Source organism: Xanthomonas sp. NCPPB 3570 (assembly GCF_056725115.1).
Genome location: NZ_CM161513.1, coordinates 1,202,302 through 1,215,074 on the forward strand (window position 1 = coordinate 1,202,302; position 12,773 = coordinate 1,215,074).

At 65.5% G+C, this 12,773-nt stretch carries 13 protein-coding genes and 1 riboswitch; of the genes, 12 read left to right on the forward strand and 1 reads right to left on the reverse strand.

The window, feature by feature from the left end:
- Positions 1–205: 205 nt before the first annotated feature.
- Positions 206–3,067, reverse strand: coding sequence for an aminomethyl-transferring glycine dehydrogenase (gcvP, locus tag AC1PLR_RS05380; protein WP_481102901.1), 2,862 nt, complete (start codon positions 3,065–3,067; stop codon positions 206–208).
- Between the two features lie 102 nt (positions 3,068–3,169).
- Positions 3,170–3,274, reverse strand: a riboswitch (glycine riboswitch).
- 290 nt (positions 3,275–3,564) lie between these two features.
- Between gcvP and AC1PLR_RS05385 the strand changes: the two genes are divergently transcribed.
- The 12 genes from AC1PLR_RS05385 (at position 3,565) to AC1PLR_RS05440 (ending at position 12,751) form a co-directional block, all read left to right on the forward strand.
- A complete protein-coding gene (locus AC1PLR_RS05385) occupies positions 3,565–4,815 on the forward strand; it encodes a multidrug effflux MFS transporter (RefSeq protein WP_481102902.1) in 1,251 nt (416 codons plus the stop codon).
- Between the two features lie 50 nt (positions 4,816–4,865).
- Positions 4,866–5,276: a hypothetical protein gene (locus AC1PLR_RS05390; protein WP_481102903.1), complete on the forward strand. Its 411-nt coding sequence runs from the start codon at positions 4,866–4,868 to the stop codon at positions 5,274–5,276.
- A gap of 4 nt (positions 5,277–5,280) precedes the next feature.
- The gene (locus AC1PLR_RS05395) at positions 5,281–5,811 is read left to right on the forward strand and encodes a GNAT family N-acetyltransferase (protein ID WP_481102904.1); all 531 of its coding nucleotides are present in this window, start codon (positions 5,281–5,283) and stop codon (positions 5,809–5,811) included.
- A 512-nt stretch (positions 5,812–6,323) separates the two neighbouring features.
- Positions 6,324–6,959, forward strand: a complete 636-nt coding sequence (locus AC1PLR_RS05400) for a hypothetical protein (protein WP_481103532.1) — start codon at positions 6,324–6,326, stop codon at positions 6,957–6,959.
- 49 nt (positions 6,960–7,008) lie between these two features.
- Positions 7,009–8,145, forward strand: a complete 1,137-nt coding sequence (locus tag AC1PLR_RS05405) for a TrbL/VirB6 family protein (protein WP_481102905.1) — start codon at positions 7,009–7,011, stop codon at positions 8,143–8,145.
- Positions 8,146–8,169: 24 nt separating this feature from the next.
- Positions 8,170–8,706 carry a DUF4189 domain-containing protein gene (locus AC1PLR_RS05410; RefSeq protein ID WP_481102906.1) on the forward strand — a complete coding sequence of 179 codons (537 nt, stop codon included), beginning with the start codon at positions 8,170–8,172 and terminating at the stop codon, positions 8,704–8,706.
- Positions 8,707–8,926: 220 nt separating this feature from the next.
- Entirely contained in the window at positions 8,927–9,253 is a 327-nt protein-coding gene (locus AC1PLR_RS05415; protein WP_481102907.1) for a DUF4189 domain-containing protein, read from the forward strand.
- A gap of 225 nt (positions 9,254–9,478) precedes the next feature.
- Positions 9,479–9,817, forward strand: coding sequence for a DUF4189 domain-containing protein (locus AC1PLR_RS05420; protein WP_244667380.1), 339 nt, complete (start codon positions 9,479–9,481; stop codon positions 9,815–9,817).
- 54 nt (positions 9,818–9,871) lie between these two features.
- Complete coding sequence (locus AC1PLR_RS05425; protein ID WP_481102908.1) at positions 9,872–10,198, forward strand: hypothetical protein; 327 nt, start codon at positions 9,872–9,874, stop codon at positions 10,196–10,198.
- 24 nt (positions 10,199–10,222) lie between these two features.
- Complete coding sequence (locus AC1PLR_RS05430; protein ID WP_481102909.1) at positions 10,223–10,747, forward strand: hypothetical protein; 525 nt, start codon at positions 10,223–10,225, stop codon at positions 10,745–10,747.
- 70 nt (positions 10,748–10,817) lie between these two features.
- Entirely contained in the window at positions 10,818–11,408 is a 591-nt protein-coding gene (locus AC1PLR_RS05435; protein WP_481102910.1) for a hypothetical protein, read from the forward strand.
- Positions 11,405–12,751 (forward strand): Tle-like phospholipase domain-containing protein, encoded by a 1,347-nt coding sequence (locus AC1PLR_RS05440; RefSeq protein ID WP_481102911.1) that lies wholly within the window; start codon positions 11,405–11,407, stop codon positions 12,749–12,751. Before AC1PLR_RS05435 ends, AC1PLR_RS05440 begins: the two co-directional genes overlap by 4 nt.
- Positions 12,752–12,773: the final 22 nt, after the last annotated feature.

The window sequence follows — 12,773 nt, forward strand, 5'->3', positions numbered from 1 at the left end:
ACGGGGAGGGTGCTGAGAGACCGACGCGCGGACACGCGGGCTGCAGTGCAATCCCGATCCTGGGCGGCGCGGCGTGAACGAGCCGTGCAACGCGCCGCATCGCGCGCACTTGTCTACTGCGGTACGCGCGCTGCGCACGCATAAAAAAAACCCAGTCTCGCGCACGAGGCTGGGTCTCGGGTGCAGCGTCGAACGAGAACGCGGCTCAGACCACCGCGTCTTCCTTGTACGCATCCACCGGAATGCATGCGCACATCACGTTCTTGTCGCCGTACACGTTGTCCACGCGCGCCACCGGCGGCCAGTACTTCTGCTGCTTGAGCGTCGGCAGCGGGAACGCGGCCAGTTCGCGCGGGTAGGCGTGGGTCCACTCGCTGGCGGTGACCTGCGCGGCGGTGTGCGGGGCGTGCTTGAGCGGGTTGTCCTCGCGGTCCAGGCGGCCGTCCTCGATCGCGGCGATCTCCTCGCGGATCTGGATCATCGCGTCGATGAAGCGGTCCAGCTCGTGCTGCGATTCGCTCTCGGTCGGCTCCACCATCAGCGTGCCGGCGACCGGGAAGCTCAGCGTCGGCGCGTGGAAGCCGAAGTCGATCAGGCGCTTGGCGATGTCCTCGGCACCGATGCCGCTGGTCTTCTCCAGCGGGCGCACGTCGAGAATGCACTCGTGCGCGACCAGGCCGTTGCGGCCGGTGTACAGCGTCTTGTAGTACGGCGCCAGGCGCTTGGCGATGTAGTTGGCGTTGAGCAGCGCGACCTGGGTGGCCTTGCGCAGCCCGCTGTTGCCCATCATGGTGATGTACATCCAACTGATCGGCAGGATCGAGGCCGAGCCGAAACTGGCCGCCGAGACCATGCCGACGTCGCCCTCGCCGCCGAGGGTGCGCGGCAGATACGGCGCCAGATGCGCCTTCACCGCGCACGGGCCGACGCCGGGGCCGCCGCCGCCATGCGGGATGCAGAAGGTCTTGTGCAGGTTCAGGTGCGACACGTCCGAGCCCCACTTGCCCGGCTTGGCCAGGCCGACCAGCGCGTTCATGTTGGCGCCGTCGGTGTAGACCTGGCCGCCGTGCGCGTGCACCGCTTCGCAGATCGCCACCACGTCTTCCTCGAACACGCCGTGGGTGGACGGATAGGTGATCATCAGCGCGGCCAGACGGTCGGAATACTTCTCGGCCTTGGCGCGGATGTCGGCGACGTCGACGTTGCCGTTGCCGTCGCACTTGGTCACCACCACGGTCATGCCGCACATCTGCGCCGAGGCCGGGTTGGTGCCGTGCGCCGATTCGGGGATCAGGCAGATGTCGCGATGGCCTTCGCCGCGGGCGCGGTGGTAGGCGCGGATCGCCAGCAGGCCGGCGTACTCGCCCTGCGCGCCGGAGTTGGGCTGCAGGCTGACCGCGTCGTAGCCGGTGCACTCGACCAGCATCGCTTCCAGTTCGTCGATCAGCTGCTTGTAGCCGACGCTCTGCTCGGCCGGGGCCAGCGGATGGATCGCGCCGAACTGCGGCCAGGTCACCGGGATCATCTCGGCGGTGGCGTTGAGCTTCATGGTGCAGCTCCCCAGCGGGATCATGGTGCGATCCATCGCCAGGTCCTTGTCGGCCAGCGCGCGCATGTAGCGCAGCAGTTCGTGCTCGCTGTGGTGGGTGTTGAACACCGGGTGCTGCAGGAACGCGCTGTGCCGCAGCAGCTGCGGCGGCAGCGCATCGGCGGTGGCGGCGTCGAGCGCGTCCACGTCGGCCTGCGCGCCGAACAACTGCGCCAGTGCGACCACGTCGGCGCGGGTGGCGGTCTCGTCCAGGCTGATGCCCAGCGACGCGCTGTCGATCGCGCGCAGGTTGATGCCGGCCGCACGCGCCTTGGCATGGATGGCCTCGGCATCGACGCCGGTGACGTGCAGGGTGTCGAAGAAGCGCTCGCCGACGGCGACGCCGGCACCGCGCAGCGCTGCGGCGAGGATCGCGGCCAGGCGGTGGGTGCGGCGGGCGATGCGCACCAGGCCCTCGGGGCCGTGGTACACCGCGTACATCGAGGCCATCACCGCCAGCAGCACCTGCGCGGTGCAGATGTTGGAGGTGGCCTTCTCGCGGCGGATGTGCTGCTCGCGGGTCTGCAGGGTGAGGCGGTAGGCGGGGTTGCCGGCGGCGTCGATCGACACGCCGATCAGGCGGCCCGGCATCGAACGCTTGTAGGCGTCGCGGCAGGCCATGAACGCGGCGTGCGGGCCGCCGAAGCCGAACGGCACGCCGAAGCGCTGCGAATTGCCGACCACGATGTCCGCGCCCCATTCGCCGGGCGCGGCGATCAGGGTCAGCGCGAGCAGGTCGGTGGCGACCGCGACCAGGCCGCCTTGCGCATGCACCGCGTCGGCCAGGGCCTTGTGGTCACCGATGTGGCCGAAGCTGTCCGGATACTGCAGCAGCACGCCGAAGCACTCGGCCTGCAGCGCTTCCTCCGGGGTGCCCACGCGCAGCACGATGCCCAGCGGCTCGGCGCGCGTGCGCAGCAGCTCCAGGGTCTGCGGGTGCACCGCGTCGTGCACGAAGAAGGTGTCGGACCTGGACTTGGCCGAGCGCTTGGCCAGGGTCATCGCTTCGGCCGCGGCGGTGGCTTCGTCCAGCAGCGAGGCGTTGGCGATCTCCATGCCGGTGAGGTCGGCGCACATGGTCTGGAAGTTGATCAGCGCTTCCATGCGGCCCTGCGAGATCTCCGCCTGGTACGGCGTGTAGGCGGTGTACCAGGCCGGGTTCTCGAGGATGTTGCGCAGGATCACCTTCGGCGTGTGGGTGCCGTAGTAGCCCTGGCCGATGAAGCTGCGGAACACGGTGTTCTTGTCGGCGATGGCGCGGATCTTGGCCAGCGCCTCCTCCTCGGTGACGGCATCGGGCAGCGCCAGTGCGGCCGGCGATTTGATGTTGCCCGGCACGATCGCGTCGGTCATCGCCTCCAGCGAGTCGTGGCCGACGGTGCGCAGCATGTGCGCGATCTCGGCGTCGTTCGGGCCGATGTGGCGCTCGATGAAGGCGCAGTGGTGTTCGAGGTCGCGCAGCGAAGAGGTGTGAGACATGGCAGTCGTCCGGCTGAGGAAGGCACGAGGAGGCGGGGACGCGCGCAAGACCGTCGTCGGACCGCAGCGGCGGGCACGATCGACGGGAAGCGCGTGTCTTCCCAATGCCCCTCTGTCCTTTTGCCTGAGAGTTTGGAAGCGGCGGCTGGCGCTGCGCTTCGTGCCCCTTCGGCGCCGGGTTTGACCGGTCTCTCCAGAGTCTTGGTGCGGGTGGTATCGGGCCTGAGCGATTACGGGCGTTTGCGCCTTCGGCAGCGGGTCGCCCCGCTTCTCCCACCTTGCTGCGCCGCGATTATAGCGTGGCCGGCGCCGCCCACGGCGGGCGGTTCGCCCCCCACGCCAGGCTGAATGGGCAAGCCGTGGCGGATGCGCGCCGGCGGCGGCTGCGCGTATCATGCCCGCACTCCCTTCTCTCGCGCCCGTCCATGCCGGACGGCGTCGTCGCGCGTGCGCCGGTCCTGCGGCCGCCGCGGCCGGCTTTTCAGGATGATCTCCCCATGACGCTCCCGTCCGTGTCCACACGCCGCATGGCCCTGTTGCTGGCCGGGCTGGCGATGTTCGGCCCGTTCTCCATCGACACCATCTTCCCGGCGTTCCCGCAGCTGGCGCAGCGCCTGCACGCCGATCCGGTGGCGATTCAGCAGACGGTGAGCGTGTACCTGCTGGCCTACGCGCTGATGGGCCTGGCCCACGGGCCGCTGTCCGACGCGCTGGGGCGGCGGCGGGTGATCGTCGCCGGCCTGATCGTGTTCATCCTGGCCTCGGCCGGCTGCGCTTTGTCGCGCGACCTGCCGACCCTGCTGACGTTCCGCGCGCTGCAGGGCGTGTCGGCCGGGGTCGGCATGATCGTCGGCCGTGCGGTGATCCGCGACCTGTTCCACGGCGACGACGCGCAGCGGCTAATGAGCCAGGTGTCGATGATCTTCGGCATCGCCCCGGCGATCGCGCCGGTCATCGGCGGCTGGATCCTGGGCAGCGGCCGCGGCTGGCCACTGATCTTCTGGTTCCTGGTCGGCTTCTCCTCGCTGTTGCTGGTGGCGACCCTGCGCTGGATGCCGGAGACGCATCCGCCGCAGGCGCGCACGCCGCTGGCGCCGCGTACGCTGCTGCGCGACTACATCGGCATCGCGCTCAATCCGCGCTTCCAGCGCCTGGCCGCGGCCGGTGCGTTCAATTTCGGCGGGGTGTTCCTGTACATCGCCTCGGCGCCGGTGTTCATGATCGACCTGCTGGGCAAGACCGAGCGCGACTTCGCCTGGCTGTTCCTGCCGACCATTGGCGGCATGACCCTGGGCGCGTTCCTGTCCGGGCGCATGGCCGGGCGGCTGGGGCCGATGCGCCAGGTGCGCTTCGGCTTCGTCTGCTGCGGCCTGTCGATGGCCGGTAACATCGCCTACACCGCGCTGACGCCGGCGATCGCGCTGCCGTGGGCGGTGCTGCCGATCTTCTTCGCCGGCCTGGGCACTGCGCTGATCTTCCCGATCCTGGCGCTGGCGGTGCTGGACATGTACCCGCGCCAGCGCGGGCTGGCCTCGTCGCTGCAGGCCTTCACCCAGTTGATGGTGACCGTGCTGGTGGCCGGGGTGCTGTCGCCGCTGCTCAGCGGCCATGCGCTGCACCTGGCGCTGGGTTCGGGCGCGTTCTTCCTGCTTGGCTGGGGCTTCTGGCGCTGGGAGAGGCGCAGCGGCAAGCGCCTGCCGCGGCCGGACGCGCAGGTGCCGCGGCTGGAACCGGCGGACCCGCTGTGAGCGGCGTCGCGGTTGGGCTATCGTCGTCGGGTCATCGTTGAGGAAACCGCATGTCCATCCAGTCCAAGCAGCGCCGCGATCTGCGCAAGAAGCTGGCCGAGCGCCTGCGCCACCGTGCCGAGGACGCCGCGCCGGCCGCGCCCATCGAGCCGCATGCGGAACTGCGCGACCAGCAGCGCACGCTGCTGGCCGGTATCGTGCGCCGCGACGGCGAGTGGGTGCTGGGCATGGACGGGCGCATCGCCGGCCAGAGCGAGAGCGCCGCGCAGGTGCTGTCGTTGATCATGCAGGCGGCGGAACTGCACGAACGCGCCGGCACGCCGGTGCGGCTGATGTACTCGGACGCGCTGAAGGACGCCGCGCACGCCGATGCGCACGCGCAGGGCCTGAGCTTCGACGAGTTCAAGACGCGCCACGCCCAGGTCATGCGCCGCGACGACGGCGCGGCGGCCCCGGCCTGAGACCATGGGCCAGAGCGCGGGCCAGGCTGCGCAGGAGGCCGTGTCGCTGGCGCGGGTGCGGCGCCGCGACGGCATCGCGCTGATCCAGGCGCACCGCGCCAGCGTCGCCCTGCATCACCCGTGGAGCTATCCGTTCACCGACGTGCCCGGTTTCGAGGCCTGGTACGCGCAGACCCTGGACGGCAGCAACATCGCGCTGCTGGCGCGCGAACGCAGCAGCGGCGCGCTCGCCGGCCTGTTCACCTTCAGCCAGGTGGTCGGCGGCTGTTTCCAGAGCGCCTATCTCGGCTACCACGCCATGGCCGGCTGCGAAGGCCGCGGGCTGATGACGCATGCGCTGCGCCTGTGCGTGGCGTACGCCTTCGCCGAACTGGGCCTGCACCGGGTGGAGGCCAACATCCAGCCGGACAACGCCCGCTCGCTGGCCCTGGCGCAGCGCGCCGGCTTCCGCCGCGAAGGCTATTCGCCACGCTACCTGCGCATCGGTGGGGTCTGGCGCGACCACGAGCGCTGGGCGCGGCTCGCCGACGACTGAGCGGTCGCATCGCGGTCGGCTGAGGCGGGCTGGCGCGGATCTGGCTGCGCAAAACCGGCGGTGACGGCATCGCTGCCAGGCTCGGGACATGCCGCGACGCAATGTCGGAGTTTTCCTACCCCGATCGGCGAAACCATTGGCGTGCCTGGCTTTACTGAATACGCCTCCCTACGGGGCCGCATGGGGCGGTGGAAATGGAATGCACTTCATGCAAGAGTCCCGCGCCACCTGACGCATCCGCGCATCAAGGACGATGGCCGCAGCAGGCTCCCGAACCCGACCATCCAGTGGCCGCGCTGCGGCCGCTGACGGCGGTTCGTCGCCGCCTGCCGCCGTGCAGTCGCCGCGATGATCGCCACCCCCTGTATCGCACCAGACTTGCCGAGACCGCCATGACCCACCCCTCGACCCGTCGCCACCGCTTCTCGCGCCTGTTCGCAGGTGTCGCGCTCGCCGCCTGCCTCGTCGCTGCGCCCGCCAACGCGACGTGGATCGTCAACGACCCGATGTCGATGGCCAAGGCGCTGCAGGAATACGCCGAGCAGGCCAAGCGCTGGAGCGAGACGATCAAGCAGTACCAGATGCAGCTGGAGCACTACCAGCAGCAGCTCATCAAGCTGCAGCGGCTGCAGTTCGGTGATTCCACCATGGCCGACACCTTTCCGGAGCGGCCCCAGGACTACGGCCTGGAGGACAGCTGCCCGGGCGCGAGCCAGAGCGGCATCGACCGGCTGATGAGCCAGTTCAAGGCGTTGGCGCCGGACATGAACGGCAGCGCGGTCGACGAGCAGATGAAGGTCTGCGCGCGCATCGTGATGGCGAAGAACGCCCAGTACAACGAGACGGTGCGCATGCTCAAGCGCCTGATCCAGCGCAACGAGCAGTTCAAGCAGGTGCAGGCGCAGCGCGACAGCGTAAAGACCAGTCAGGGCGCCCTGGCCGCCAACGACAACGAAGTGCAGCGTTTCGTCGCCCAGAACGCCATGGACCTGGACTACTGGCAGGCGAAGATGAAGGCCTACGACGCCTACATCGTGGCGCTCAAGGACGACCAGTCGCGGCTGGCACGGCGCGCGCTGGACGGCAACAAGAACATCCTGGGGCAGGTGATCCAGGCGGGTGTGCTCGCCGGGGCGCTGTCGAAGTGACGGCACAGGCAACTCCAACACAGCACAGGACATCGGGCAGGCACGCAGCATGAACGGACTTTTCGACACCGCCACGCACTGGATGCAACCGTTGGCGGACGCCAATCTGGGGGACTTCCTGTTCTTCCGCCTGGTGAACAACTACTTCACCGACGAGATCGCCGATTTCGGCCTGGAGCTGATGCGCCGGGCGATGCATTGGGTGAGCGTGATCGCGCTGACCGCGACCACGTTCTGGGTCCTGATCCAGGGCTACCGCATCGCGACCGGGCAGTCGCGCGAGTCGGCCATGGCGACGATGGTCAAGGCGGCCAAGGTCGCGGTGATCCTGATGATCGCCTCGACCCTGGGCGCGAACGGCGCGGCGCTGCACAAGACGATGACCGACAACCTGGACAAGGAGATCCATGGGTTGTTCACGGGCGACGACACCAGCAGCGCGGCCGACTCGATCGACGACAACCTCAAGTACACGCAGCTGGCCCTGTCGGCGCTGGATGCAGTGCGTGTGGATGCCAACGATCCCGAATCGATCGAGAAGAAGGGGCGCTCGATGCTGCTGGCCAGCTTCGGCACGGCCAGCCCGCCGATGGCGGCGGGGGCGATGTTGCTGCTGTTCAAGTTCACCATGGCATTTCTGGTGGGCATCGGCCCGATCTTCATCTTCTTCCTGATGTTCGACCAGACCAAGGACCTGTTCCGGAAGTGGCTGTTCTACGTGATCGGCACGCTGTTCTCGATGTCCATGCTGTCGGTGGTGTCGGCGATGGTCTTGAAGTTCACCGCCAAGGTGGCGGCAGCGTACTGGGCGATGAAGTTCATTCCGCTGGCCAACGCCGAAGGCCTGTCGTCCCAGGCGCTGCAGCAGGGCGGGATCGGGTTGCTGATGACGGTGCTGATCGTCACGGTACCCACGATCGCGGCGGCGGTCTGGCAAGGCAACATGGGCACGTTCATGACCTACACGGCCTTCGGCCCTGCGACTGCGTCTTCGCCGGGGCCACAGGGGCAGCCGCCGGGGTCTTATTCGCCTTTAAGGGTTCCAAGCAATAGTACCCAGGCTTCTTCTGAATTGAATGGCGGCACTGCTGCAAACATGCAGGGAGTGCGAGGAACCGGACCGACTTCACAAGCGCCAGCAGGATCTCGGGGCTTGGCCAGTTCCAAGGATAGTAACTTTACTTGAGTTATTGGAAGTGGAGTTTTTATTATGAAATTAGGTTTTATATCATTGTGTCTGCTTTTTTTTTATTTTCCTTTGGTGGCTTGTGCAGAAGGTAATTGCCCTTCGGGGCAATATCCCGTGGGCGGTCAAGGAGCTGTTGGTTGCGCGCCAATTCCGGGCTATCAGCAGTCCACTTCAGTTGAGTCGCCGCGGCCTACCGGCAGATGGATCCCAACTTGGGGCGCTATTGCCATGGGTTCAGTGGATCTTGTGCGTAACTATGGCGTAAGTAGTGGTAAGCGCTCTAAAGAAGAGGCGGAAAATGATGCCATGGCGCGCTGTTCCAAGCATGGGGAAAAAGATTGTCAAATTGGTTTGGCTTACTTTAATCAGTGCGTTGCAGTAGGTGAGCCTCAGATAAACGGAAAGCCAAACTTGCTGGGGAATGTGCAGTTTTTTGGCGATGCGAAAATTGGGAAAGCTGCAGAGGCGGCGCAAGCCGCCTGTGAGCGAAGGAATCCAGGGGATCAGTGTAAAGTAGTTTATAAGGCATGCACTGAGCAGATATTTGAGAAATTCTGAGAGGTGTTTGGAGGCGGAGGTTATGCGCTTCAAGTTTCTAATGCTTTGCTTCCTGATGGCTGCGGCGCATGGAGCTCACGCGGAAGGAGGATGTCCCCCCGGTCAGTATCCCATTGGGGGTCAGGGGGCGGCGGGCTGCGCTCCGATACCTCAGTCAGGCGCTGTGGAACAGTCAAATCAACCTGCAGGAAGGTGGATTAAGACTTGGGGGGCGATTGCGATGGGTATGGTTGATGGCGTGCCGAATTATGGTGTGCCTGTTGGGAAAAAAACCAAGGCGGAAGCGGAATCTGACGCTGTGATGCGATGTGCGAAGCGAGGCGCAACAGGCTGCGAAGTCCTTCTAAGTTACTTCAATCAGTGTGCTGTACTCTCAGAGCCAATTGGCGAAGATGGAAAAATTAGCGGTAATGTGGTGGCTGTTGGTAGTGCGACAGTAGAGCTTGCTGAAAGCAGGGCTCTCGAGAAATGCGCGCGAGAGAACGCTGGCGCTCATTGTGAAGTTTCATACAAGGCATGCTCGACGCCTTTTTTTGAAAAGTATTGACTGGCATTTGCTGTGGCGTGAGTGGCCGTGATGTCTCCAATTTTCCTGTTTCCTCTGATGCTACTTTGCGGAAGTGCCTTGGCCGAAGGTGGATGCCCTGCTGGGCAGTATCCAATCGGAGGCCAGGGCGCGGCCGGTTGCGCTCCGATACCGCAGAGCCAAGCGGTCCCGCAGGGATCTCCCCGGCCGACTGGCTACTGGGTCAAGACCTGGGGCGCCATTGCGATGGGCGCTGGCGACGGCTGGAACAGCTTTGGGGTGACGACAGGCAAAGCGTCGAAATCCGAGGCGGAGGCTGACGCGCTTAAACGATGCGTCTCCAATGGCGTAAAGGATTGCAGGATTGGCTTTGTCTACAAGAACCAGTGCGCTGCCGTCGCGGAGCCACAAGTGGGGGGAAGGGGGTACCTCGACGGGCCGACAAGTTTCGCCGCGGCAGGCGACGAAGAAGCAGCCAGCGGTGTCGCGATGGAGCGTTGCGAGCGGGAGAATCGCGCGGTCACCGGCATGCAATGCAAAGTCATCTACACCGCATGTTCCAAGGCGGTTTTCAAGCGCTATTGATGCCTGGCATCAAGCGGGGCTGGAAGATTGGCAACCCATCAAGGAGAAAGGGTCGTGAAGAAGCGTGGATTGTTTCCCCTGGCGCTGCTGTCAGTGATGGCGTTGCCCTCGTCGGCGCAGACTGACGGCTACTATGAGTTCATTCCGTACTACAACAACGATCCCTTCCTCTTCTGCACGATTGGTGTGCCCAGCGACTGCTGGGCGCCGATCAATCCGGCCACGGGAGCGTTCACTGTCACCAACCCGTACTGCTACAACGCGTACTCGTCGGAGTTGTATGCGCGTGTCTGCCCCCATGCATTCACGAGCGGGAAGGTGGGGTCAGCGGCGGCGACGCCGCGCTCTTCCGTGGTGCGGGACAGCGCTGCCGTTCCCTGACTTGGTCGATGCAGGAGCAGTGACATGTCCCACGTGCTGTGGTCGAAGGAGTGGCAGCTATGCGTGCGGCGCACGAGTGCGCTGCTGACCACGGCGCTGCTTGCACTGCTGCTCACCGCCGGGATGGCTGCGCTGGCCTACCGTCATGCGGGCGGCGCGGCGCTGCTGATGGCCCAGGCGCTGGCGGTGTTGGGTGCTCTGCTGCAACTGGGCATGGTGGGCATGCTGGCGCTGCTGGTCGTGCGCGCGTCGCGCGCCTGGTGGCGCCTGCGCTCCGGTGGCAAGCGCACGGTGCAGTCCAGGCAGTTGTGCCATGCCATCCTGCAGGTAGCCGGGATGACCCTGCTGATGTGGTTGTCCGCGCTGGCGGCCGTCGCGCTGCCCGGTTCGCTGCCGCTCTTCATCCGGGTGCCGGAAATGGGTCTGTCGTTGCTGATGTTGATCGCTCTGTTGCTGATGCAGCGCCTGCACGTGCGCCATGGCTGTCGCCGGCTGACCGACGCCCTCGCTGCCGCCGAGCATGCCGCGCGGCGCACCATCGTGGCCTGAGACCCATTCCGTGAAAGCCAAGATCCTCTGCGCTTTTCCCATTCTGATGTTGTTGACAGGATGCAACCCGATGAACACCACCTCGGAGAATGCCGCCAATCCTCATGTCGACGCCCATGGTGACCCGGTGTATCGCAAGAATCCGCATCCGACGCAGGCCTATCGGATCACGATGACGATTGAGGACGCGCCGGGGCCGTTTGGATTCGTGGATGCTGCCGCTGTTTACCAGATGAGCAACTACGAACAATGCACGCCAGGAGAACCGCTTGAAGGCGTGTGGACAAAACGCAAGGACGATCATATCCCTGCGGCTTTTGCGAAGATCGATGTCAACACCTATGTCACTACGATCTATACCGATGGGATGGTGGATGCTGACTACTACGGTAAGGGTATCTGCCACTGGAGGATCAATGGCATCGTCATCGGATTGAAGGCAACAGGCAAGCAGCAGGAGACGAATTTCTCTCCCAGTCTTGAGAGGCCAGAGATCATCGAGTCCCGGTCGAAGGTCACCTACTTCTGGAAGGGCCGCTATCCCAAGGAGGATATGGATGATTTCCAGGATATCGGTCAGCGCAATGCGGAAGATTTCGACGAAGAGGCTCGCAAGAACCTGTTCAAGATCACGCTCAAAGCAGAGCGGGTGGCCCCATGACGTTGACCAGTCAACAGTACGCAACCCTCGCATACGACGTTTATTCGAAGCCGAATGAGTTTGGGCCGAAGAGCGCCACCATTGAAATCGGTGGAGAGTTCTACCGGCGCCTTGCATACGTGGATCGACCTTCCGGCTATCAAGGCATTCTTTACCAGCGAGTGAATACCGGTGAGTTGGTTGTCGCGCATCGCGGGACCGAATTCGATCGTCAGCCGTTGCAAGATGGTCTTGCGGCCGATGGCGGCATGGTCGCTACGCGGCACAATAGGCAGGTGAATGACGCCATCGAGTTCACGCGCGAAGCCGTGCAATATGCCGAGAAGATAGGCGAGCATGGAAGGGTTCCGCCTGTCGTTGTCACTGGTCACTCCCTGGGCGGCGACCTCGCGCAGGTGACGGCGCACCACTTCGGCCTGAAGGGCGAAACCTTCAACGCTTACGGCGCGGTGACCCTGGACCGCCGCATTCCCGAAGGCGGCACCGATGTCATCAACCACGTGATGGCCGGCGATCCCGTCAGCGCGGCCAGCCGGCACTACGGTCAGGTCCGCATCTACGCCACGCCCGAGGAAGTCGCTACGCTGCAGCGCGCCGGCTACGACAACAGCAAGGGCGGCTGGGACGCACGCAACCCCTTCAGTGCGGTCGGCGGGTTGATCGTCGAGTCGCACCGCATGCACAACTTCCTGCCGGTGGATGGCAACGGGCGGCCCGACCGGTCCGTGCTGGAAGACCCGGCGGCGCATCAGCGCGCCGCGCAGGACGCGCCGATGATCGGCAGGTACCGCGAGGATGTCGAGTCCATGCGGATCGGCACCACGCTTCTGGCGCGCGGCGTGCGCGGGCTGGCCGATGACGCCGTCAACGAGCTGCGCGGGCCATTGCCGCCGGGCGAAGGCCGGCAGGGCATCGGTGCGCCGGAATGGTCGGAGCACATGCAGCGGCTGCATCTGCCGAAGAAGGACGCCCACGCGCCGCAGGGTTGGCATGTGCCGTTGAAGGTGCCGGAGCAAGGGGCGGCAGTGCGCGACGAAGACCCGCTGTTTCGTGCCATCAAGGCGCGATTCCCGGCCGCCACGCCGGATGCCACGCTGAGGCATGCCGCGGCGCAGGCCCAGCGCGACGGCATGACGCGGCCCGAGCAGATCAAGCACGTCGTGGTCGACGGCTGCAGTGCCTGGATCGAAGGGTATACGCCGGGGTTCCGGGTGAAGGTCGATCTCTCTGTGGCGCCATCGCGACCGGAAGAGGCGATCGCCTCACCCGCCAAAGGCGGGGCGGCGCTCGCTTTGCCGCAGGCCGACAGCGAGGCGCAGCAGGTATCTGCACGGACGCGATGAGCACTTCAGGCATGTCGCGGCT